Raw genomic sequence first — 24,505 nt, 5'->3', positions numbered from 1 at the left:
CTGCCCCTTTCAGTTCGGCGCTAGGCCTGGCGCGAATCACCTGTAGAACGGCCCCGGCTTGCCCGCATTCTGCAGATGGCCGTACGGGTCGTAGACCTTCACAGTCGGATAAGGGTTCTGGTCGTAGGCGGGCTCGGACACGCCCGCCGCCCGCAGGCCGGCGAGCACAGCCAGCGGCACCGCGAAAGTGACGAGCCCCGCCGTCACCGAGATCAGCAACTGTCGGGTCAACGTCAGCTTCGGACGTCCTCGGCGTGGCGGCAACCATCGCGCGATGCGACTGATCAGCACCAGTTCGTCATCCTCGTCGCGAACGCACATCACCGCGACCATCGCGAAGATGAACGAGTCGTACACCGCCATGATCAGCGGGAAATGGACATGCCCGACGCGCAGCACGGGGCCGACCGCTTCCGTGTAGAAAAAGATGCCGCACCTCATCCAGGTGAACTGCACCAGGCCGTTGATCGGAATTGCCACGGTGGCCGCACCGAGGAAAACCGCGACAAGCCGATGGTGCGCAAGCCAACTCGTGCACGGGATCAACGGTGCGACGAACCGGTTGTGCAGTTTCAGGATCGCGAGTCCGGTGAGCAGATAGTAGGCGGCGTAACCGCCCAGGAACGCCAACGCCGGTTCAAGATCCGGCGAAATGTTGACATATGGCCAGGTCAGCGGGAAATGCAACATGCGCGGATCGAAGATCGCGAAGGTCGCCCAGTTGGCGAGCGGATCGAGCGCACCAGTGATCAACCCGGCGAAGGCGATCACGACCGCCCAGTGCACCTTGCGTTGTCTATAGGACAGCCATACCAGCGTGGCGATCAAGCCGACCGCCATTGGAATCGAGCTGATGGACACGGCGAGTGGCCAGTTGTCGAAGCCGAGGAACGGCGGATAGGGCGCAGGATCCGGATGCGGATTCGTCCTGGCCGGGTCACCGTGCAGACCGGTTTGGATCGTCGCGATGGTGATGACCGCAAAGGCCAGGTAGGCGAGGATAAACAGCCCCCAGCCAGCTCGTGCCCGCCATCGCGAGAACCGAGGCCTGGCCACGTCGGTGGCGCGAGAGTCGGGGCTGCTGTCAACAGTGTTCGTCATGTCAAACCCGCACCGGCAGGTTCGCCCAGCCGCGAACGCTGGTGGTGTGCGCACGCTTCGCGTTGTCGTAGTCGACTTGCCAGTCGGGCCACCTGGTGAGCACTTCCTCAAGCGCGATGCGTGCCTGAACGCGCGCCAGCGCAGCACCCAGGCAGAAGTGGATGCCGTGCCCGAAGGACAGATGTGCCGCCCGCCGGTGGATGTCGAATCGATCGGCGTCGGCGAACTGGCGTTCATCGCGGTTCGCGGATCCGTTGAGTAGTAACATCACCGACCCTTCGGGAACCGTCTGCCCATAATGTTCGACGTCACGGGCGACATGGCGCGCCTGCACGGGTGACGGGGCCTCGTAGCGCAGCACTTCCTCGACCGCCCCGGCAATGAGGCTGAAATCCGCTGCGAGCTCCCGGCGCTGGTCGGGGTGATCGGACAACAGCTGCCCGGCGAAGCCGATCAACCTCGTCGTGGTCTCGTTGCCGGCGCCCACGACGGTGCCCGTGTAGGTCAGCACCTCTGCACGTGTCAACCGCCTGCGGCTACCGTCCGGTTCCTCGACCTCGGCGTTGACCAGTTCGGTCATCAGATCATCGGAGGGGTGGTCGTAGCGCCAGTCGATGAACTCCTGCAGCATCGACCCCTGACGCGTCAGCATGTCATCGGCCACCTGGGCGAGCCCGCCGTCTTTCAATTCGAGGAGCCGGTCGGTGTGCCGCCGGATCGCGACCTGCCTGTCCTCAGGTATGCCCAGCAGGTATCCGATCGTGCGCATCGGCATCCACGCGCCGAGGTCGGCGATGAAGTCGAACGTGTCGGCGTCCGCGAGGGGCTCCAGCGCGCGCCGGCAAAACTCCCTGGCCAGCGGTTCGATTGCCGCCATCCGCCGCGGCGTGAACACCCCTGACAACAATCGCCGGTGCAAATCGTGAATCGGCGGGTCCTCGAACAGGATGATCCCCGGTGGCACCTCGACCCCGCTGAGGATGATTTCGATGGTCGTGCCTTTACCGGACCGGTAGTCATTCCAATTCACCAGCTCGCGCGCGACATCTGCGTGTCTGCTCAACGCGTAAAAGCCGTACTTGTCGTTGTGGTAGAGCGGTGCGACGTCACGCAGCTGTTTCCACACGGGATACGGGTCGTCATCGATCTCGAAGTCGAACGGGTCGTAGTACGGGTCAACCTTCACCCTGTATGTCACAGGATGAGAATAGGCGTTATCGGCTGCCGGAACGAGTTTTTGCCTTAAGAACACAGCACTGCCGATACATTGGAGATCCGCGATGCGACGCGAAGGGAGTCGATACTTGACCACCAGCACCCGTCCACTACGAGTCATCCAGTGGGCCACCGGCGCCGTGGGCAGCGAGATGGTCAGGGCCATCATCGATCACCGGCCAGACCTCCAATTGGTGGGCGCGCGGGTGTATTCCGACGAGAAGAACGGCGTGGACATCGGAACGCTGGTCGGCAGAGAGCCGATCGGCGTCACCGCAACCACCGACGTCGCGCAGATCCTCGCGCTCGACGCCGACTTGGTGTTGTACGCGCCGTCGTTCACCGATGTTGACGACGTGTGCGCTCTCTTGGCGAGCGGAAAGAACGTGGCAACGCCGGCGTTCCTGTTCCACCCGCGACGGATACCGGAAGCCGACCGCGCGCGCCTGCAGGCCGCGTGCGACAAGGGAGGCAGCACCATCCACGGCAGCGGCCTGAACCCCGGCAACCTGTCCGGGGTGCTGCCGCTCGCGCTGTCCGGGATGAGCCGCACCATCGATCGGATCACGCTGCAGGAGCGCGCCGACTGGACGCTGTGGGAGAGCACCGCGATCACCTTCGACGGGATGTGGTTCGGTCGGCCGATCGTAGAGGTCACGCCGACAGCCAACGAGTACCTAAGCTTCCTGACGAGACTGTTCGTCGAGCAGACGTGGTTCATCTCGGACGTCTTGAATGGCGACATCGACGATGTCTCAGTCACGCTTGAACCCGTCCCCGCGACAAAGGACTTGCAGATCTTCGACCACGTTGTCAAAGCCGGTACTACCGCCGGACAGCGGTGGAACTTCGTCGGCCATCGCAACGGGGAGACGCTGGTCGAGTTCGAGACGCTGTGGACGGTCGGCGGCGAGTACCCCAAACAGTGGCCCAAACCCCTTGACGGGTGGACGCTGACCATCGAGGGCGATCCGTCCATGCGGACGCACTTCTTTCCCTTGGCCAGCTTTTCGCGCGATGCTTCGATCGAGGAGCACGTCAGGGCTGGATTGATCACCGTCGCCATGCAGGTCGTCAACGCCATTCCGGCCGTGTGCGCCGCGCCGGCAGGGTTCGCGACGATGGCCGATCTCCCGCTGGTCCGCAGCTACACCGGTTTCGGCAATCGAAGTCCGGGTGCGCTCTAGCGGTTGGTCCAGTGCGCGACAAATGGGATGATCGTGGAAACGTCGTAGAGGCCCGGATCGGCCGCCATCACCGTCGGTATCGCGTTGATCGCATGCATGGCGGTGGCCAAGCAGCCTTGTTTGGCGTGATCCTGGTCGTGCGAGCCGATCACGAGGTGGCACTTCAGGTTCGGCTCGCCATCAAAGCTCAGCTCGTATCCGATCTCCGTCGGCCAGTCCGGCGCGAGGTCATCGGCCATCCGGGTGAGGTGCTCGACAGCCACGGTGGTTGCACCGCAATCGATCTCGACGCCGAAGCGCATGGCGGCAACCGTGCCCGCAGGGATCTCGCCGGCGGCCACGGTCAACGCCCGCGGCGTGGTCTGGACCTCGCGGAAACCCTGCACGGACCTGATCTTGAGCCCCAGCGACTGTGCGAGCACGGTGGCACTGCCGATCCAGGCGCTCGCCGCGTAATCGGTGTTGGTCAGCAGCGGCGTCGTATCGTCGGTCGTATGTCCGAAACCCATGGCATTGAAAATCAGATCATGGCTGGCGTAGGTCGAGTAATTCAGGACTTCACGCACGCTGATCCGCCTGGTACGCGCGGTGAGTCGCGACAGGACGGGCGCAAGTGATTCGCCGAAGAATCCCGGGTATAGGCCGACCCCAAGGAACGAGGATTGTCCCGTGCGACAGGCGTTCTCGATGTCATCTGCCAACGAGGCATGCAGCGAACGGGGATCGATGAAACGGCTCCCGGTGGCCACGACGTTCTTGCCCGACGCGAGCAACTCGCAGACGTCGGCAAAACAGCCCGGCGTGTCCGTCTCGACCTTGCCCATGTAGAGCACCACGTCGGCGTCGGTGTTGATGATCTCGTCGCGATCGGCGGTGGTGTGAAGTCCGACCTCGCCGCAACCACACAGCGTGCCGGCGTCCACTCCCGCCTTCGCGGGGTCATAGACGCGCACCCCGACCAGTTCCAGATCCGCTCGCTCGATGACGTGACGAAGCGAAATCATCCCGGTAACGCCAGTGGCCCACTGGATCACCCGTGGCATCGCATACCCCTTTCAATCCCACACGACGTCGAGGCGGGGCGGGGAACGGAACATCGTGCCGGTGATGTACGGCGGGGGTGCGTCGGGATCAAGCCGCAGGTCGGGGAGTTCGTCGAAAAGCGCGTTGAAAATCTTGGTGGTCTCAAGCCGGGCCAAGTGCATACCAAGGCACACATGTGCGCCGTGAGCAAAGCCGATGTGCGGCTTACGCTCCCGAAAGATGTCGAACTTTTCTGGTTCTTCCCAACGTGTCTCGTCGTGATTCGCGCTTCCCAAACTGAGCATCATGGTTGCGCCCTTGGGAAGCTGCACTCCGCCGATCTCGGTATTGCAGGTGACCTCGCGCATGAAGTTGAGCAGCGGGGTTTCCCAGCGGATCCCTTCCTCGATGGCCTGAGGCAGCAAGCTGCGATCGTCGCGGACGGCGTCGAGTTGGTCGGGATGCGTCAATAGCGCCAGGGCAAGACTGGCCGTCGAACGCGAGGTCGTCTCCGCGCCGGCCGGCAGCAGGTTGCGCATGAAACCGTAGATCTGTTCGTCGGACATCTTCACGCCATTGACTTCGGCACCGGCCAGGATCGAAACCATGTCGTCCTTCGGGGCTTTTCGCTTGTCGGCAAGTATCTTGACGAAGTACTCCTTCATCTCGGCCGATGCGCGCAAAGCGGCTTCCATGTCCCCGCGGAAGCCCAGCAGGTCGATGGCGAGTCGGTGGAACTGCAGCACATCGGCATCCGGAAGTCCCAGCAGTGCCGCGATCACCCGCACCGGGATCGGCATGAACACCGCATCGACAAGGTCGGCACGCTTGGCGTCCTTGAATTTTGCGATGGTTCTCTCCACCAAGGGACCGACGAGTTCGGCGTCCCAGCGCTTCATCGAAGAGCGGGCGAAGGCGAACTCATGCAGTTTGCGGTAGACCGCGTGTTCGGGTTCCTGCATCTCCAGGATGGTCGGCCCCTGGAGTGGCCGGACGACATCTTCGTAGCAGCGCGTACTGAAGGTGATGTTGTCGGTGAAGATGGCCTTGACGGTGTCGAACGTGTAGGCGGTGAAGGTCGGCGGGCCGTCACCCGAATTGCCGACCATCCCCATCTCCGGCCAGCCGGCGTGCACCGGGCTCTGTGCACGCAGCTTCTTGAGCATCGGGTATGGCGATGCGTCGCCGTCGGCACCCATGCCTTCGTTGAATCTGTCCTGTGCGTCCCGAATGCTCTGTTCAAGCTCCTCGACAGTCGCCGGCTCGGCCATGTGACGACTCCTCACTCGTGCATCGGCTCGCACAACATACACCTTGCTGGTTGAAAACCTACATGATGTAGGTTGAGTGGGCCAGTTACCGTACGGACCGAAACAGCAACCAGGAGCGTTCGATTGGCAACTCGAGTCGTGCAATGGGCTACGGGCGCGGTTGGCCGTGCCGCGCTGCAGGAACTGATTGAGAATCCTGATTACCAGTTGGCCGGTGTGCTGGTGTACGACCCCGCCAAGGCCGGGCAGGACGCCGGAACCTTGTGTGGGCTGCCACCCACCACCGGAGTCCTCGCCACCTCGGATAAGGAGGAGATCTTCGCGCTGGGCGCCGACGTGGTCATCCACGCCGCCAGCAAGGCGCATGCCGTCGAAACCAACGCCGAAGATATCTGTCGGCTGCTCGCCTCGGGAACCAATGTCATCACGACCACCTCGTACAACCACCTGCCCACCTACGGGGCGGAGACCGAGCGCGCCTTTGTCGCAGCCTGTCGCGCGGGCGGGTCCCGCTTCCATGCGGCGGGCGAGAATCCGGGCTTCATGTTCGAACGCCTGGTCGCCACGATGACGGCGCTGTCCAAGACCATCGACCGGATCGATCTCTTCGAGGCCACCGACGTATCGGCGGTCGACAGCAAACCGATGCTCGTTGATCTCATGGGTATGGGCAGACCGCCCGAAGATGTAAGCGTCAATTCCCCGATCATCAAAAAGCTCGACCTGGCCTATCGCCAGGCGCTCAACGCGACCGCCGACGTCCTTGGGATTACGCTGTCACATGTCGACGTGTCGGTCGACGCCACGACACTACCCCACGACCTCGAGGTCCGCGCCGGCACTATCGAAGCGGGCACTGTTGTCGGACAAAGGTTCTCGTGGGTCGGTCACTGGTCTGACCGGCCGCTGCTCGCCATCCACGAGGAGTGGGTCCTCACCCGCGACCTCCCGCAGTGGGGCCTAAAGCCCCTCACTCCCGGCGAAAAGGCGCCGCTGATCCGGGCCGTCATCAAGGGAAAGCCAAGTTTTGAGTTGCAGCTGGATGTCGGATGGGACGACGAGCCGCCCACCGGAACGCACGCCGAGCCGGGGCATCTCATGATCGCGATGGGGGCGGTGCGCGCGATTCCCGACGTGCTGGCTGCCCCAGCGGGCGTCGTAACCGCCCCGGTGTTCGGTGCGATCCAGCTAGCGGGGACCAGTAAGAGTCAGACCGACCGCGCGTGAGATGTGGTCACTTGGCGCAGCGTGGAACACGTGCGCCGAACCGTCCGGCAGCACCCGGCGGGCGATCAAATAGTCCGTGCCCATCCAGCCTTGCCGGATGCAGCGGCCGAATCGCAGAAAAGTCCCCGGCGCCCCACTGGCCGACGGGACGAGCTTGACCTGCTCGATGCCCTCTTTGGCACCGCCCCCGGTCAACGGGCGCGCGGCAGCGAGCCCACGCGCGATCACCGTCGCCACGTCGTGCGTCAGGCCGGGCATCGAATGTGCCGGCCTGCGGCCAAACCGGGCCTCGAAGCGATCCAGGAATGCCTGCCCAACGAGATTGCGCTCGTCGTAGCTATCCAGCCCGACCCAGCCCGACAGCTGCCGCATCCACTCGGCGTTGATGTGAGCCATCTCGAATGCGGTGGTGGTGTACCGCGGTGGATCCCATCCCACCGCCCGCAGCGCGTCGGTGAAGCCCCACAGCCCGTGGCCGAACCCGACATGCACCAGGGCGTCTGGCTCGGCACCCCGCAGCTCGTTGACGACCTTGGATTTGTCGGCTTCCACCTGCGGTATCGCGACCGTGGTCACGACCTTCAATCCGGCAGCAGAATAAGCCTTTTCGGCGAACGCCAGGTACTCCTTGCCGATCAGGGATGCTTCGTAGGCGATGGCTATCCGCGATCGCCCGTCCCCGAGCATCACGGCGGCCAGCATCACCGGCTCTTCGGGCATCGATCCGTTGTTGAGCGCAAACGTCCACTCGCCGAGCGCTCCCTCGGAGCCCGACAAGATGATGTTGGGAACCTTGGCCACTCGTTCGGCGTGCGCCGCCAATGGCACCGCGTTGTCGGAGACATACGGACCGTAGATCGCGAGACACCCCTCGGCGACCAGCTCGTCGTAGGCGGTCTCCACGGCGTGGTACGTGCCGTTGGGGAGACCGATCACATGACGTTCCACCAGCTCTACGGGCCGGTCGAGCAGACCCGCGGCGACCGCCTCGTCGAAGACCAACCGCAGTGTGTCGACAGTGTCGTTCTCCGTGCTGGCTTGGGTCGGATAATCGTTGAGCAACCCCACTTTCAACGGCGCAACCGATCCGTACGCGCGAGCCTCTACGTCTGCCATTAGGGCAACATACAATACGAAGGTTGTCCGGCCGCCGACGGAAATGCACGTTTACGAAATCGCATATACGGATTGCCGGGTATTGGTAACGTCGCCGCCATGTCCGTCGAACCGGCCACCGGCAGGAAGTACCGCGTCATCCAGTGGGGCATGGGCAATGTCGGGACGCTCGCGCTGCGCCACATGGCGCACAACCCCGTCTTCGACGTTGTCGGGGTGCTGTGCAATCGCCCGGAGAAGGTGGGCAAAGACGCCGGCGAGCTCGTCGGGGTTCCAGCCATCGGCGTTTTGGCCACCACCGACAAGGACGCGCTCGAGGCGTTAGACGCGGACTGCGTGTTCTACGCGCCGCTGTGGTCAGACCTCGACGAGATATGCCGACTGCTGCGCGGCGGCAAGAGCGTCGTCGCCTCGGGTGGCGCGTGGTGGCACCGAACCGAGGCCAACGCGGCTGACATCGACAAGATCGAGGCCGCATGCGCCGAGGGTGCGACGTCGTTCCACGGCGGCGGAATCCATCCCGGCTACGCCGCGGACCTGCTCGTGCTCACCTTGGCCCGGATCGTCGGCAAGACCGATCACATCCACATCTACGAGGCGGTCAACTTCAACAAAGACACTTTGAAGTATCTGGACGAGATGGGATTTGGGAAGACGCCGGACGAGTTCGCCAAGGGCAATCTCTTCGCCGACGCCTGGTCGCTGTTCGCACAGTCGCTGACCATGGTGGTGGAAGGACTGGGCAAAACGGTGGAGAAGTTCACTACGGACGTCAAGCTGGGCATCGCAACCCGCGACATCCCGTACGAGGGCACCGCGGATATGGACATGCCCGGTCTAAAGGGCGTGATCGAGAAAGGAACCGCCGCCGCCCAGCATCACCTCTGGACGGCATGGGTGGACGGCAGGCCGTTCATCACGCTGCACGAGCTGTACTCGTTCATCGAACACGACGCCATCGAACCTAAACCCGATTGGGAGCCCTACTACCACTACAGGATCGTGATCGAGGGCGACCCGGGCACCGAATTAGTTCTGCGCGGTGACCAGAACGCTCGTGACACTGCCAAACCCGGCTACGTCGGCTACGCGTGGACGGCGATGGAGCCGGTGAACACCATTCCCGCCAGCTGTGACGCACCGCCGGGGTTCAAGTCCCACAGCGACCTCGGGCTGATGCCGGTGATCGGCATCGTGCGCTGAGCGGTTCAACATACAAGATGAATGTTGCTACGATGCTGGAATGGCCAAGCGCGGTGGCGCCGACGGGGAGCGCCGGGCGCGGGGGGATCGGACTCGGCGCGAGTTAGTCGACGCCGGTCGCGCGCTGTTTGTCGAGAAGGGATATTTCGAGACAAGTATTTCGGACCTGGTGACGAGGTCCGGTGTAGGCACTCGCGGTGCCTTTTACCACCACTTCAAGGACAAGGCCGAACTCTTTCGCGCGGTCTTCGAAGAGGTCGAACGCGACCTGACGCTGCGATCGCTCGCCTCACCGCCGCAAGGCGCCGACGCATGGGAAAAGTTGTCCGTCGGGATGCGCGGATTCCTCGAATCCGCTCTCGAACCCGAAGTGCAGCGCGTCATGCTCATCGACGGACCGGTGGTGCTGGGTTGGCAGACGCTGCGCTCCATCCAGGAGAGCAACAGCATTGCCCTGATCAACGAGTTGGTGGACGAAGCGATCGCCGAGGGCATTATCGACGACCACCCGGTCGGAGAGCTGACGCATCTACTCGTAGCGGCAGTCGAGGAGGCGGCCCTCCTCGTAGCGCACGCCGACCGCCCAGCCAAGGCCCGGGTTAGGGCGGCCAAGGTTCTGGACCGGCTCCTGCTCAGCTTCGCCCTCGAGCCTCGAAAAGTACTGCGACGATAGTTTCTGCCCGGAAGGCGGAACGCTTGCGCTACATGCGGAAATGATTGTTCTCGATAACTGAATATGATTCCTCTACCGAACTGATAATGTTCCTCTCGACTTCTGCTAGGAGAGCCGATGCCTGAGACACCACCGCTGCGAGTTGCCGTGGTTGGAGCATCTGCGGGCCTGGGCCGGTGCATCGGTATGGGCCTGGCCGACAAGGGCACCCGGGTCGCATTCCTCGCCCGGCGTCGTGACCGCCTGGAGAACGCTGCCAAAGAGGCGGGCAACGGCGCGGTTGCGGTCGCGGTCGATGTCACCGATGGTGCGGCGTGCGGGCGGGCGATCACCGAAGTCGTCGATACTTTCGGCGGCTTGGACGCGCTCGTGTACACCACGGGTGTCGGCGTGCTCGCACCGCTCACCGATGTCAACGCCGAGCAGTGGGGGAAGCTGTTCGCTACCAACGTGACCGGTGCGTCCCTCATCACCGCTGCCGCTGCGCCGCACCTGGCCGCCTCGGCCGGATCCGCGGTGTACCTATCGTCCCTGAGCGCCTCCTATTCCGCGCCGTGGCCGCTGCTTGGCGCGTATGCGGTGTCCAAAGCCGCCCTCGACAAGCTCGTCGAGGCATGGCGCATCGAACATCCCAACATCGGCTTCACCCGACTTGCGGTCGGAGACTGCTTCGGCGGTGAGGGTGACTCACAGACAGAGTTCAACAAGGCCTGGGACCCCCAGGCTCTGGAGGCTGCCATCCACTACTGGATGGACCATGGCTACATGCAGGGCGGCCTTGTCGAGGCCCCACACCTTGTCGACGTCGTGCATTCCGTACTCCGTTGCGGTAACAGCAGTTTCATTCCCTATTTAACCTTGGCGCCTCGGCCGTCCGGCGCGGTGGCCCAACTCCGACAATGGGACATCTGAAGGAACCGCGATGAAATCAAAAGCGGCCGTGTTGCGCGGTGTAGGTATGGACTGGGAAGTCACCGAGGTCGAACTCGATCCGCCACATGCCGGCGAGGTCCTGGTCAAGATGGCGTACGCCGGCATCTGTCACTCCGACGAGCACTTCTACACCGGCGACAGCGTGCCCACCAAGGAGATGGAAGAGATGATGCGGGCGTCGGGGCTCCCGGTGCCCGAGTGGTTTCCCATGCTCGGCGGACACGAGGGTTCCGGTGTCGTGGAAGCGGTCGGCCCAGGGGTGAAAACCTTGCAACCCGGTGACCACGTGGCCATCTCGTTTTTCCCCGCCTGCGGCAGCTGCCGATGGTGCGCGTCCGGCTACACGTACCTGTGTGACGTCGGGGCCGATATCTACGACAAGGCGATGACCACCGATGGCACCCGACGTCGCCATCTCGGGGGCGAGGACCTCATGGCCATGATGCAGGTCGGCACCTTCTCGGAGTACGTGGTGGCGTCCGAACGCTCGCTGGTGAAAGTGCATGATTGGATTCCGCTCGAGGCCGCATCCCTGGTCTCCTGCGGTGTGACAACCGGATTCGGGTCAGGTTCGGTCGCGGCGGGCACCCAACCGGGTGACACGGTCGTCGTGGTCGGTGTCGGCGGAATCGGCATGAACGCCGTGCAAGGCGCGAAAGTCGCGGGCGCCAAGCACATCGTCGCCGTGGACCCTAACGAGTCCAAACGCGAGATCGCGCCGACGTTCGGCGCCACCCACACCGCTCTCGACACCGGCGCCGCGCTGGAGTTGGTCAAGGAGATCACCTGGGGCGTGATGGCCGACCGAGTCGTTCTCACGCCCGGGGTGGTGCCCGCGGACATGGTGATGATGGGAATGATGTTGTTACGCAAGGGCGGAACATGCGTGCTGACCGCGATGCCCAAGATCACCGACCTAATGGTGCCGATGGTCCTTACTGACATGATCAGCTCATGTAAGACATTCAAGGGTGTGCTCTACGGCGAGATGAACCCGCGCGAGGCGATGCCCAAACTACTGTCGATGTACGAGGCGGGCCTGATCAAGCTCGACGAGCTGGTCACGCAGAAATACAAGCTCGATGACATCAACGAGGCCATGAAAGACCTTCGAGCCGGCAAGAATATCCGCGGGGTCATCGCTTTCGAGTGACGTCGTGCGCCATGTGGTGCGATGAAGCGAAAACCGCGCGAAAAGGGGAACGACGCGATGAGCATGCCTGACATGGAGACTCAAGGACCCTTCCGTATGGATCCGGCCGTTGTCGTATGGACACTCGTACGCGAGTTGCTTGATCAACAACGGTCACTCGTCCAATTAGAGCAAACGCTCGCCGCTGTCAAAGCCCAGCATGCCGACACCTATGACGAAGAAGTCAGCCTCACTTATAACCTCAAAAACCTCAGTGATCTAGTCGCCCTGAGAAGGCTTTGGTACTCAAAAGGCCTACCCAGCATGCTCGCAAAGCTCTCAGTAGCACTCGAGGCGCACGAAACGTTCGGCGATCAGGCGGTGTCCATCGACGACCCTGTAGACGCCGAGCTATGGAGAACCAAATACTCTGTCGCCGTGGATGATTTGAGCGTCACCCTACCTCCAAACCCGCGAGGATTAGCGAGCCCTCGTTCGCTGCCTACGCCATGATGGCGCCGAGTCGTCTCAGCTCCTAATTCAAAACAAGTTTCTCAGCCGCGTGCGGCAATTAGCGACCGATCGCGTCAGCGTCTGATTGTGTCCTCTGGCGCAGCTTCAAATAGCACAGAGCTGAGTTGCGCAAGAAGGTGTTGATCTCGCGTGCACGGCGGCGGACCGATTCACGCAACCATCTCACGTGGTCCGCACCCGCCGGGGCAGGCCTGCCGTACTGGCATTACTGCCCCGGCCAGAAATGGGGATACACGGTGCCAATACCGCCAGGATTTGACTGAGCGTGTGCGACTGGTTCGCCGTTACCGTTGACAACGGCCCGTCAGGCCCGGTGTATCACTTCGCAGAAGCTGATCCGGCCCAAGTACCCCCACCGGCGCCCGGCTTCCCCTGGCCGTGAAACTTCCGCTGCGGTCAGCCCAGGTTGGCCAGTAGCAGCGCCTCGGCGACGGCGGCGCGTTCCAGCACGCCCAGGTGCAGGCTTTCGTTGATGCTGTGCGCCTGGGTGCCGGGGTCCTCCACGCCGGTGACCAGAATTTTGGCCTGCGGGAACGCTTCAGCGAACTCGGCGATGAACGGGATCGAGCCGCCCATGCCCATATCGATGGGCTCGGTCCCCCACGCCTGCCGGAACGCCGCCCGCGCGGCGTCATACACCGGGCCGCTGGCGTCGATCGCGTAGGGCTCGCCGATGTCGCCGCGGGTGACGGTGACCCGAGCGCCCCAGGGAACATGCTTGTGCAGATGCGACGTCAACGCGTCCAGGTGCGCTTCGGCGTCACCGCCCGGCGCCACACGCATGCTGATTTTGGCGCGGGCCCGCGGGATCAGCGTGTTCGACGCCTTTTCGATGGGCGTGGTGTCGATACCGATCACGGTGATCGCGGGCTTGGCCCATAGCCGCTGCGGCGCCGAACCCGTGCCGATCTCGGACACACCGTCCAGCAGCCCGGAGTCGGCGCGGACCCGCTCGGGCGGGTAATCCACAGCGGCAGCAGTACTTTCGTGAAGGCCGGCGACGGCCACGTTGCCGTCGTCGTCGTGCAGGCTCGCCAGCAATCGCACCAGCACGCTCAACGCGTCGGGCACCACCCCGCCCCAGAGGCCGGAGTGCAGCCCGTGGTCGAGCGTGGCGACCTCGACCACGCAGTCGACCAGGCCCCGCAGCGAAACTGTCAGCGCCGGAACGTCGGTGCTCCAGTTGTCCGAGTCGGCGATGACGATCACGTCGGCGGCCAGCGCATCGCGGTGGGCGGCCAGCAACCGGCCCAGCGACGGCGAGCCGGACTCCTCCTCACCCTCGACGAAGACGGTCACACCGACCGGCGGTCGGCCGCCGTGCGCCTTGAACGCCGCCAAATGCGTTGCGATGCCGGCCTTGTCGTCGGCACTGCCGCGCCCGTACAGCCGTCCTCCGCGTTCGGTGGGCTCGAACGGTGGCGACGCCCACTGGCCGGCATCGCCTTCGGGCTGCACGTCATGGTGGGCGTAGAGCAGCACGGTCGGCGCGCCCGGAGGCGCGGGATGGCGCGCGATGACGGCCGGCGCGCCGCCCTCGCTGACGATCTTCACATCGCCAAAACCAGCCTGCGACAACAGATCCGCCACTGCCCGCGCGCTGCGGTGCACCTCGTCGCGCCGGCCGGGGTCGGCCCACACCGATTCGATGCGCACCAGGTCCTCGAGGTCGTGACGCACCGACGGCAACACCTCGCGGACGCGCTCAACAAGATCACTCATGATCTCGAGGCTAGTCGGCTTGCGCCGAGCTGGAGGCACCCCCGCTTTCGGAGGACACGCTGGCGTGACGCTGAACGTCGACAGTCACGCGGGCGTGACGCTCGGCAACGCTCAGGTCGTCTCCAGGATCGCCACCGCGGCGGCGGTGTCCCCCTCGTGCGTCAGCGACACGTGAATCGTCACGTCGGCCAGATGCTTGGCGATGTCACCACTCAGCCGCACCCGGGGCCGCCCCCACATGTCGGTGACCACCTCGATATCGCGGTGGATGTCCTCGGGTAGCACCGGCCGTTGCGCGAAGCGGGATCCCGACCAGGCCTTGATCACCGCCTCTTTCGCCGCCCAGCGGGCCGCCAGGTGCCTAGCCGCCGAAGAGCTCTTGTCCGACGCGTCGCGGCGCTCACCCGGCGTGAACGTCTCGGAGAAGACGGTTCCCGGCTGGTCGACCTGCTCGGCGAAATCAGGGATGGAGACGACGTCGATCCCCACACCGACAATTCCCATGGGACGCCAGGCTAACGGACGGTCGACGACGTCATCCGGCCGAGACCTCGTAGGCCTCGCCCTCACCCAGCCGCGACGCGGGGTTCAGCAGCATCGCCGCCTCCTGGCGCTTCTCCGGCGCGTCATGGTCGAAGCGACGACCCGACGGCCGCTCGTACATCGGCGCGCCGCCGGCGATGGCCGAGGCCAACCGGCGCTGACCGGCCAGCAGCCGCGCCTCGGCACGCCGCTGGTAGTCGGCGCGCTGATCGGCGTCCAGCGAGGCGATGAACGCCTGCGGGTGCACCAGCGCAACGAGTCCGGACACGTGGCCGAACCCGAGGCTGGTCACCATCCCCGCTTTGAGCGGGAACTTCTCGCCCAGCCGCAGCGTCTCGCGCACCCAGACGAAGTGCGCCGACCCGGCCAGTTCGTCGTCGACACAATCCAGGCTGCGGTTGGGCGGGATCACCCCGTCGCGCAGCATCTGGCACAGGCCCATCATCTGGAACACCGCGGCACCGCCCTTGGCGTGGCCGGTGAGGCTCTTCTGCGACACCACGAACAGCGGGGCACCCTCGGAGCGGCCCAACGAGTCCGCCAGCCGCTCGTGCAGCTCGGTCTCGTTGGGATCGTTGGCCAGCGTGGACGTGTCGTGCTTAGAGATCACCGCGATGTCGTCGGCCCCGACGCCGAGCTTGGCCAGCGAGCGCGCCAGCGCCGAGTCCCTGCCGCCGCGACCGGCGCCCAGCGCGCCCAGTCCCGGTGCCGGGATCGAGGTGTGCACGCCGTCGGCGAACGACTGCGCGTAGGCCACCACGGCCAGCACCGGCAGACCCATCTTCAGGGCCAGGTCGCCGCGCGCGAGCAGGATGGTGCCGCCGCCCTGCGCCTCGACGAAGCCGAGCCGGCGCCGGTCGTTGGGCCGGGAGAACTTCGAGTCGTGAATGCCCCGGCCCCGCATCATGGAAGTGTCGGCCGTGGCCGCCATGTCACCGAAGCCGATGATCGCTTCCAGCGTCAGGTCGTCGAATCCACCGGCCACCACCAGTTCGGCCTTGCCGAGGCGGATCTTGTCGACGCCCTCCTCGACCGACACCGCCGCGGTGGCGCACGCACCGACCGGGTGAATCATCGCGCCGTAGCTGCCGACATAGCTCTGAATGACATGCGCGGCAACGACGTTCGGCAAGACTTCCTGCAGGATGTCGTTCGGCTTGTTCCGGCCGAGCAGGTTGCCGTGATACATGGTCTGCATCGACGTCATCCCGCCCATGCCGGTGCCCTGCGTGCTGGCCACCAGGCCCGGGTGCACCCACCGCATCAACTCGGTCGGGGTGAATCCCGAAGACAAGAACGCGTCCACGGTCGCGACGATGTTCCACAGCGCCACCCGGTCGGTGGAGCTGGCCATGTCCTGGCTGATGCCGTACACGGTCGGATCGAACCCGCTGGGGATCTGCGCGCCGACGACCCGCGACAACTTGGTCTTGCGCGGCACCCGAATCTCGGTGCCAGCCTTGCGCGTCACCTGCCAGTCGCTTGAATCGGGAACCGGCCGCACCACCGTGTGCTCGGGATCGAACTCGACGAACGCGCGAGCGTCGGCCTCCGACGACACGACGAAGGTGAAGTCCTTGTCCAGGAACACCGACACCAGCAACGGCGACGCGTGATCGGGGTCGATAGCGCCGTCATCGACGAACTCTCGAATGCCCACCCGCTCGACCACCGCGTCGTGGTAGCGCTCGACCAGCTCGGCTTCGTCCACCAGGTCGCCGGATTCCGTGTCGTACCAACCAGGTTGGGGGTCGTCCTCCCAGCGGATCAGTCCGGTGGTCCAGGCCAGTTCCAGGACGCCGGCGGCCGACAGTTCGTTGTCAACCTCCATCTCGAAGCGGGTGCGCGACGAACCGTACGGGCCGATCTCGGCGCCACCGACGATCACCACCAGGTCGGCCGGGTCGACGTCCAGGTCGTCCCACTCCGGGGGCGGCGCGGGGGTGAAGCCGCGCGGCGGCGAGGGCAGCGCGGCGATGGTGCCCTCGGCCGCCGCGTCGTCCGTGGCCTGCTCGCCCGACGTGGCCTGCTCGCGCGCCTTGGCGGCCAGTTCGGCCATGTCGAGGTTGGCTTCGGCGAGGCCGCCGGTCAGGTCGGCCTTGATCGGTGCACCGGCCGCCGCCACCTTGGACTCGACGTCGCAGAGGTCCAGCAGCATGGCCGCCATCTGCTCGGTGGAGTAGGTGGTGACACCGGCCTCCTCTACGGCCTCGACGATGGCGTCGTTGTGGCCCATCAGTCCGGTGCCGCGGGTCCAGCCGATCAGCGCGTGGGCGAGGCTAACCCTTGCGGCCCATGAGGACTCGGCGTGCCAGCGGCTCACCAGCGCGTCCAGCGCCGACTTGGCCTCGCCATAGGCGCCGTCCCCGCCGAACATTCCGCGGTTGGGCGAGCCGGGCAGCACCACGTGCAGCCGCGAGGCGATGTCGCGCTCGGCGCCGATCTTGGACAGTCCGCCGATCAACCGCTGCACGGCCCAGAGCAGAACCTTCATCTCCATCTCGGAGCGCGAACCGGCCTCCGACAGGTCCCCGGCGACGCGAGGCGCCGCGAACGGGAACAGCAGTGTCGGGGTCTGCGCGTCCTTGATGTGAATGGATTGCGGCCCAAGGCTTTCGGTCTGCTCGGTGCCGATCCACTCCACCAGCGCGTCGATGTCCGAGTAGGACGCCATGTTGGCGGCCACCACCCACAGCGCCGCACCGTACCGGGCGTGGTCGCGATACAGCCCGCGGTAGAACGCCAGCCGCTCATCGTCGAGCTTGGACGTCGTGGCGATGACGGTCGCTCCGCCGTCGAGCAGTCGCGCCACGACCGACGCGGCGATCGAGCCCTTCGAAGCGCCTGTCACGACGGCGACTTCGCTGCTGTACGGACCGGGATCGGGGTTTTCGGCGCCCGCCGCGATGCGGCCGTATAGCGACGCGTGAATCTGGCGACCGGCGGCCAGTGATTTGCCCTGCCACCAGGTGGCCTGGGTTGCGACGACGTGGCCTGCGCCCTCGAACCTTTCGGAAAGGCTCTTCCACTGGGCGTCGATGTCACCCTCGTCGGTCAGCCAGAGCTTGACCAGATCCTCCCGGGCGCTGGCCCATCGGTCGTCGAACACGACGGCCTTCTTGGCGTCGAAGGCCGGCGCCACCAGACGCGGCCAGTCCGCGCCGAGTTCGGCGGTGACCAGGTCGATGAGCTCCGCGTCGGTGGCCGCCGGTGCCGCGCTGACCGGGTCGTCGTGGCCCAGCTGGCCCAGGATCAGGCGGGCCGCCGAAGCAAGCACCCCGTCGCGACCGGTGATCTGATCGGTGAATTCGCTCAACGCGGCCGCGTCAACGGTCGCCCCACCGCCGCCGCCCGACGACGGGAGCGCCACCGAGACGCCGCGGCGCGCGGCGACAGATGTGACGGCGGCGTCGATGACCTTGTCGACCGAGGCGGCGTCGGCCAGCGCACCCTCGTGCAGGTGGCCCATCGCGCCGCCGCGCACGCTGGTGCCCTCGCGGGTTCCCAGCGCCACTTCGACCGTGACGTGCTTGGCCCAACCGTCGCCGAGCTCCCACGTCTTCTTGACCCGCTCGGCGATGGCGCCGGGCCGCTTGCCCGAGGGCCCCAGCACCGTACGCAGCTGATCGTTGATCGCGTCGGAAAGCACTGGGCCGAAGGGCTTGTAGGTGCGCGCCAGCTTGGTCACCTGCGACCGCAGCCCGGCCAGGTCGGCCTCGGCGGCACCGTCGATGGCGCCCAGGTTCAGCTCCGAACCGAGGTCCACCAGCAGCTGGTTGCGCCGAGAGGAGGCACCGTCGGTGATGGACTCGATGGAGTCCAGCTCCTCGATCTGGTCGATGCGCATCTTGGCCGACAGCGCGATCAACGCCAGGGTGGCGTCGGCGGCGTCGAACCCGATGTCGTCGGGTCTCGGAGCACCGGACGGAGCCGTGGCAGGGGCCGCAGGGGAAGCCTCCACGGGCGCAGCTCCCTCGACCGACTCGGCGGCTGGCTCCGCAGCCTCGTCGACCTCCGGCTCGGGGTCGGTGTCAGTGGCGAACAGCACCGCGGCGTCGCGCTCGGCGTTGAGCACTTCGACTGTGCTGTGGGCATATTCGGGCAGCTTGAGGGTGTTGGTGGCCAGTCCGGCGACGGTCGGCGCCGACTTCACGCCGATCTCGACGAACCGCTCCACGCCCAGGCCGCCCGCGGCCTCTTCGGTGAACAGCAGGTCCTGCGTCTCGATCCAGCGCACCGGGCTCGCGAACTGCCATGCCAGCAGCTCGATCAAGACGATGCGCGCCATGTCGTTTCGGCGCTCTGCGAGCCAGGTGTCGTAGTCGGCGAGGATCTCGTCGAGCGGCTCGGCGGGCACCAGGTCACGGATCTCCTGGATGAAATCACGGTCCAGGGTGAACGGACGCGGCACCAGGTTGGGGATGTAGCGCCCGATGATGACGTCGGGATTCTTGTCCCGCGGCATGACGCGTTCCAGCGAGCGGCGGAATTCGGCCACCCCGACGCGCAACACCCGCGAGTGGAACGGCACGTCGATGCCGGGCACCAGGATGAACGAGCGCTTGCCTCCAGTGAGCTCGCGACGGCGCTCGACCTCGGCTTCCAGCTCCTCCAGACCGCGGACCGTGCCGGCGATCGCATACTGCGAACCGCGCAGGTTGAAGTTCACGATCTCCAGGAATTCCCCGGTGCGGTCGGCGATTTCGGCGACGAACGCGGGCACCTCGTCGTCCGGCAGGTCGATCTGCGACGGCCGGATCGCTGCCAGCCGGTAGTTGGAACGGCCCAGCTCGTCGCGCGGCACGATGTCGTGCATCTTGGAGCCGCGGTGGAACACCGTCTCCAGCAAGGCTTCCAGCTCGTAAATCCCCGTGACGCAGGCCAGCGCGGTGTACTCCCCGACGGAGTGGCCGCAGGCAATGGCATCTTCGACGAACGCGCCCTGCTCACGCATCTCGGCGACCTGCGCCGCCGCAACGGTCGCCATCGCGACCTGGGTGAACTGCGTCAGGTACAGCACCCCCTCGGGGTGGTTGTAGTGCACGCCGCTGGCAATGATGCTGGTCGGATTGTCGCGCACCACGTGCAGCACCGAGAAGCCCAGCGTGTCGCGGGTGAACTTGTCCGCTTTGTCCCACACCTTGCGGGCGGCCTTGGACCGGGCGCGCACATCCATGCCCATGCCCTTGTGCTGAATCCCCTGGCCGGGGAAGGCATAAACCGTGTGCGGGGCGGCCAGTCGGGCCGTCGCCGACATCACCAGGTCCGACCCTATGCGGGCGGAGACATCCAAAACCTCTGCGCCCTGGTCGATCCCGACACGCTCGACGCGGAAGTCGACCTCATCGCCGGGGCGCACCATGCCCAGGAACCGCGCGGTCCAGCCGACCAGCCGGGCCGGGGGGCGCGCCTGGCCGTCGGTGGCGGTCACCGCGTGCTGCGCGGCGGCCGACAGCCACATGCCGTGCACGATGGGCGAATCCAGGCCGGCGAGCAAGGCGGCGGCCCGGTCGGTGTGGATCGGGTTGTGGTCACCGGACACCACGGCGAACGGCCGCATGTCGACTGGGGCGGTCAACCGAACGTCGCGGCGGCGGCGACGCGGGGTGTCGGTCGCGTTCTCCGACACTGCGCCGCCGGCCCGCACCGGCTCGGTGAGTTCGGCGGCACCCGTGCGGCCTAGGATCGCGAACCGCTCATCGAGTGTGGCGATCGTCGCGCCGTTGGCGTCCGCGATCGTCACCGAGACGCGGACGACGCGGCCCATGTCCGTGTCGATGGCCGGCGAAGCCGTTGCGGTGACGGTCAATTCGGCCGCAACCTTGGGCAGCGCGCCGACCACGTGAGCGGCGTGGTCGAGGTGGACCAGACTCAGCAGGCCCTCCACGACGGGGACGCCTGCGTCGGTGACCGCCGAACCGATCGCCGCGAAAACCGCGGGCCAGCACAGGCCGACGAGCGCGTCGGGCACGGTGGTCAGACCGGGCGCCAACGGCTCCCCGAAGGTGGCGGTCACTCCGGTGTGGTCGGCGACCCGCTCGGGGTCCCAGTCCACCGCCACCGTGGCGGTCCCGTCGACGACGGCCGGCAGGAATTCCGGCCCGGCGACTCCGGCGGCGATCGCCAGCACCGCGCGCATGGCGGTCGCGGCGTCTTCGGTGGACACCACCGGGGTGCCACCGTCAATCGTGTTGCGGGGCAACGTGAACGGGATGTCGATCCAGATGCCCGACACCGGGACACTCAGCACCACTCGGTCGCCGTCGACCTCAAGCCGCGCCCCGGTGAACGAGTGCGTAGCGCGACGGCTTTCGGGGCGTTCAGAGCCTTCGTGCACGAGCCAGTCGGCGGGGTCGGCGATTCGGTGTACCGGGTTGATAGCGGTGCGGCCGGCCCACTGCACGTCGGGAGCGTCGAGCACGACGGCGAGCGGCCCGGTCACGTCCGGGCGACCCAGCCGACGCGACGCGACGTCCCGTGGCTGACCACCGGAGGACAGCACCTCGTCAATAGCGGTCTGCTCGAAGCGGTCCAGCAGTTCACCTACGGGCTCGTCCATGCGGGTGATGCCGGCTACGGCCGCGGTGCCCGGGATGATGCACACCTGGTCGGCGTCGTAGCGGGCATCGTGCGCCTGCCACAGCGAGTCGCTGCGCCACCAGCGCCGCACGTCCTTGTCGATGACCGGCACGAAGTTGACCGGCTTACCCAGCATCTTGCACAGGGTGACGAAGAATGGGACGTCGGCCGGGTGTAGCTGCACGGTCTCGGCGTCGGGGTATTCCGCAAGCAGCGTGGCGATGGCCTGCTGGGGGCTTTCCAGCAGCGCAGGGTCATCGAACAGCGTCTCGATCGGGCCGGAATCGTTTGCGTGCAAACGGGCTTCGGCGCGCTGCAGCATCTGCTGGAACCGGTCACGCCAGGTGTCGGCCAGCCACGGGCTGCCCGGTGCGGCGGTGTCGGCGGTGGAGTTGCCCTCACCGATGGTCAGCTCGACGTAGCGCCGCAACCACTGCAAGTACGTCATGTCGGCGACGTCACCGAAGTACGGCTTGGCGGTGTTGGCCATCGCCGCGATGATCTCGTCGCGACGCTCGGCGACGGCCTCGGCGTCACCGGCGACCTCGTCGAGCAGCCGGCCGCACCGCGAAGCGCTGTTGTCGATCTCGTGAATGTCGGCACCCAGCTGGCTGCGGCTGGAAGCCATGCCGCCCACGGCTTTTCCGGCGCCGACCCACTGTTGGGTGCCTTGCGTCTCGACCAGCATCCGCTTGACCGATGGCGACGTGGTGGCCTCCTTGGTCGCCATCGCCGCGGTGCCGACCAGGATGCCGTCGATCGGCATCAGCGGGAAGCCGTAGGCCTGCGCCCACCGCCCGGACAAGTACTCGGCCGCTCGCTCGGGCGTGCCGATGCCACCACCCACGCAGACGGTGATGTTGGGGCGCGACCGCAACTCCGAATACGTTGCCAGCAGCAGATCGTCGAGGTCTTCCCACGAATGGTGGCCACCGGCGCGACCACCCTCGATGTGCATGATCACCGGCTTGGTGGGTACCTCGGTCGCGATGCGGATGACCGAGCGGATCTGTTCGACCGTGCCGGGCTTGAACACGACGTGACTGATGCCGACGTCGTTCAATTCCTCGATCAGCTCGACGGCATCCTCGAGATCCGGGATGCCGGCACTGATCACCAGACCGTCGATCGCCGCGCCGGACTGACGCGCCTTCTGCACCAACCGCTTCCCGCCGACCTGCAGCTTCCACAGATACGGGTCGAGGAACAGCGCGTTGAACTGATACGTGCGGCCGGGCTCGAGCAGCGTGGCGAGCTCATCGACGCGACCGGCGAAGATTTCCTCGGTGACCTGCCCGCCGCCGGCCAGCTCGGCCCAGTGCCCGGCGTTGGCCGCGGCGGCGACGATCTTGGCGTCGACGGTGGTCGGGGTCATGCCCGCCAGCAGGATCGGCGAGCGTCCCGTCAACCGGGTGAACTTAGTCGAGAGCTTGACCCTGCCGTCGGGAAGGCGAACCACGGTGGGGGCGTAGGTCGACCACGCCCGCGCCACCTCGGGGACGGCCCCGACGGTGAAGAGGTTGCGCTGCCCGCCGCGGGTCGCGGCGGGCACGATGCCGACGCCCAGGCCCCGGATAACCGGCGCGGTCAGCCGGGTCAGGATGTCGCCGGGTCCCAGGTCGAGGATCCAGCGCGCACCGGCCTCGTGCACCCGGCTGATCTCTTCGACCCAGTCGACACGTCGCACCAGGATGGCTTCGGTCAGCTCACGGGCCAGCGCGACATCGAGCCCGACCTTCTCGGCCCAGCCGCCGACGATGTCGATGCCGTCGGCCAACCGGGGCGTGTGGAAGCCGACCTCCACCTGCACCGGATCGAAGACCGGCGAGAAGACGTCCCCGCCGCGGAGCTTGTTCTTGCGGTCGGCCTCCTCCTTCTCCGAGATCTGCTGGCAGTAGAGCTCGAACCGGGACAGCTGTTCGGGGGTGCCGGTGATGACGACCGAGCGCCGGCCGTTGCGGATGGACAGCACCGGCGGCAGCACGGTGCGGACGTCCTGCGCGAACTCGTCGAGCAGCCGGCTGATGCGCTCGGGGTCGGCGTTGGTCACCGACACCATGGGCGGGCGGTCGCCGAGCACGGAGATGCCGCGCCTGCGGGCGACCAGCGTCCCGGCCGCGCCGATGAGCTGGGCCATTGCCAGCAGCTCTGCGTCGCGGGCGCCCCCGGCCTTGAGCGCCTCGACCGCGAGCACGCCCTGCGAATGCCCGGCGACGGCCACCGGCGGGGTGGCTTTGAGGTCCATGCCTTGACGGGCCAGCGCACGCACGGCCGCGATCTGGGTGAGCAGCACGCCGGGGATGGACACCGCGGCGGACGTCAGGTGCTTGTCCGAGGGCACTGGATCCTCGGCCGCCAACGCGCGCACCCAGGCGAGCGGCTCGAACCCGATCGGCCGTACCACCACCAACTCTTTGGCGACCGGCTCGAGCAGCAGCTCGACCTCACCGGCCAGCGTCGCCAGGTCGGATTCGACGCCGGCGGACGACACGAGTTCTTCGAGCGTTTCCAGCCAGGCACTGCCCTGGCCACCGAACGCAACGGCGTACGGCTCGCCGGCCGTCAGTCGGTCGACCAGAGCGTGGGTGTCACCGGCTGCCGCGTGGGGGCCTTTTCCATCGCGGCCAGCGGACACCCGCTCATGCTCGTGGATCGTCACGTCTGTGTCTCCCTCAATGCGTCATGTACGTCTTACGTATCAGTGCGTTCAGCCGGTCCGACGGGGACAGGAACTCACGGAGTCCGTCGATTCCGCATCGAATCGCGACCGAAAATCTGTCTGGCTGGTGCGTTGTCGGCGGACCCCCCGGGTTGAGCGGCGCGGCGGACTGCATCGGCTGTACTAAGAGTGTCATAAGGACGGACCCCCGTTTTGTGTCGTGATCGGTTACTGATGAGTTCTACGCATGGGTAACCGTGTCGCGGATAACACCGGGTTTAATCCGCGGCGCGGGCGCCGCGAACAAACCTGCTGCATGCAGGTGGTTACGGTCGAGTAGCTATAACTGCCCTGATCAAAGCAGTTTTGTTATGTAATCGTTATGTA

Annotated in this window: 15 protein-coding genes; 7 read left to right on the top strand and 8 right to left on the bottom strand. The window is 65.9% G+C overall.

Going from position 1 to position 24,505, the window contains the following annotated elements:
- Positions 1 to 36: 36 nt before the first annotated feature.
- Together A5750_RS02495 and A5750_RS02490 are read right to left on the bottom strand one after the other, a co-directional pair.
- Positions 37 to 1,101: a spirocyclase AveC family protein gene (locus A5750_RS02495; protein ID WP_067261017.1), complete on the bottom strand. Its 1,065-nt coding sequence runs from the start codon at positions 1,099 to 1,101 to the stop codon at positions 37 to 39.
- 1 nt (position 1,102) lies between these two features.
- Positions 1,103 to 2,299: a cytochrome P450 gene (locus A5750_RS02490; protein WP_067261014.1), complete on the bottom strand. Its 1,197-nt coding sequence runs from the start codon at positions 2,297 to 2,299 to the stop codon at positions 1,103 to 1,105.
- 169 nt (positions 2,300 to 2,468) lie between these two features.
- Here A5750_RS02490 and A5750_RS02485 point away from each other — a divergent pair, with 169 nt between their 5' ends.
- On the top strand, positions 2,469 to 3,503 hold the full coding sequence (locus tag A5750_RS02485) for a dihydrodipicolinate reductase (protein ID WP_231989112.1): 1,035 nt from the start codon (positions 2,469 to 2,471) through the stop codon (positions 3,501 to 3,503).
- Here A5750_RS02485 and A5750_RS02480 read toward each other — a convergent pair.
- Both A5750_RS02480 and A5750_RS02475 read right to left on the bottom strand, forming a co-directional pair.
- The gene (locus A5750_RS02480) at positions 3,500 to 4,546 is read right to left on the bottom strand and encodes a dihydrodipicolinate reductase (RefSeq protein WP_067261010.1); all 1,047 of its coding nucleotides are present in this window, start codon (positions 4,544 to 4,546) and stop codon (positions 3,500 to 3,502) included. The genes A5750_RS02485 and A5750_RS02480 overlap by 4 nt on opposite strands.
- Before the next feature lie 12 nt (positions 4,547 to 4,558).
- A complete protein-coding gene (locus A5750_RS02475) occupies positions 4,559 to 5,797 on the bottom strand; it encodes a cytochrome P450 (protein WP_067261007.1) in 1,239 nt (412 codons plus the stop codon).
- A gap of 138 nt (positions 5,798 to 5,935) precedes the next feature.
- Between A5750_RS02475 and A5750_RS02470 the strand changes: the two genes are divergently transcribed.
- Positions 5,936 to 7,024 (top strand): dihydrodipicolinate synthase, encoded by a 1,089-nt coding sequence (locus A5750_RS02470; RefSeq protein WP_066958594.1) that lies wholly within the window; start codon positions 5,936 to 5,938, stop codon positions 7,022 to 7,024.
- Here A5750_RS02470 and A5750_RS02465 read toward each other — a convergent pair.
- The gene (locus tag A5750_RS02465; RefSeq protein WP_066958596.1) at positions 6,986 to 8,140 is read right to left on the bottom strand and encodes an ABC transporter substrate-binding protein; all 1,155 of its coding nucleotides are present in this window, start codon (positions 8,138 to 8,140) and stop codon (positions 6,986 to 6,988) included. The genes A5750_RS02470 and A5750_RS02465 overlap by 39 nt on opposite strands.
- 99 nt (positions 8,141 to 8,239) lie before the next feature.
- On the opposite strand from A5750_RS02465, the gene A5750_RS02460 reads away from it, so the two are divergent.
- The 5 genes from A5750_RS02460 to A5750_RS25695 all read left to right on the top strand — a co-directional run bounded on the left by A5750_RS02460 (position 8,240) and on the right by A5750_RS25695 (position 12,594).
- On the top strand, positions 8,240 to 9,343 hold the full coding sequence (locus A5750_RS02460; RefSeq protein WP_067261005.1) for a dihydrodipicolinate reductase: 1,104 nt from the start codon (positions 8,240 to 8,242) through the stop codon (positions 9,341 to 9,343).
- Positions 9,344 to 9,383: 40 nt separating this feature from the next.
- Entirely contained in the window at positions 9,384 to 10,016 is a 633-nt protein-coding gene (locus tag A5750_RS02455; protein ID WP_067261002.1) for a TetR/AcrR family transcriptional regulator, read from the top strand.
- Between the two features lie 117 nt (positions 10,017 to 10,133).
- On the top strand, positions 10,134 to 10,928 hold the full coding sequence (locus A5750_RS02450) for an SDR family oxidoreductase (protein WP_067261000.1): 795 nt from the start codon (positions 10,134 to 10,136) through the stop codon (positions 10,926 to 10,928).
- A 10-nt stretch (positions 10,929 to 10,938) separates the two neighbouring features.
- Positions 10,939 to 12,102, top strand: a complete 1,164-nt coding sequence (locus A5750_RS02445) for an NDMA-dependent alcohol dehydrogenase (RefSeq protein WP_067260998.1) — start codon at positions 10,939 to 10,941, stop codon at positions 12,100 to 12,102.
- A 21-nt stretch (positions 12,103 to 12,123) separates the two neighbouring features.
- Positions 12,124 to 12,594, top strand: a complete 471-nt coding sequence (locus tag A5750_RS25695; protein WP_156664247.1) for a hypothetical protein — start codon at positions 12,124 to 12,126, stop codon at positions 12,592 to 12,594.
- Between the two features lie 417 nt (positions 12,595 to 13,011).
- On the opposite strand, the gene A5750_RS02440 is transcribed toward A5750_RS25695, so the two are convergent.
- From A5750_RS02440 to A5750_RS02430, 3 genes are all read right to left on the bottom strand, one after another.
- Positions 13,012 to 14,337 carry a dipeptidase gene (locus A5750_RS02440; RefSeq protein ID WP_066958607.1) on the bottom strand — a complete coding sequence of 442 codons (1,326 nt, stop codon included), beginning with the start codon at positions 14,335 to 14,337 and terminating at the stop codon, positions 13,012 to 13,014.
- A 111-nt stretch (positions 14,338 to 14,448) separates the two neighbouring features.
- Positions 14,449 to 14,841, bottom strand: a complete 393-nt coding sequence (locus A5750_RS02435) for a holo-ACP synthase (RefSeq protein ID WP_065444533.1) — start codon at positions 14,839 to 14,841, stop codon at positions 14,449 to 14,451.
- 31 nt (positions 14,842 to 14,872) lie between these two features.
- Complete coding sequence (locus A5750_RS02430; RefSeq protein ID WP_067260996.1) at positions 14,873 to 24,118, bottom strand: type I polyketide synthase; 9,246 nt, start codon at positions 24,116 to 24,118, stop codon at positions 14,873 to 14,875.
- Positions 24,119 to 24,505: the final 387 nt, after the last annotated feature.

Source organism: Mycobacterium sp. 852002-51613_SCH5001154 (assembly GCF_001667425.1).
Lineage (GTDB): Bacteria > Actinomycetota > Actinomycetes > Mycobacteriales > Mycobacteriaceae > Mycobacterium.
This window is presented reverse-complemented; position numbering and strand designations above follow the sequence as displayed.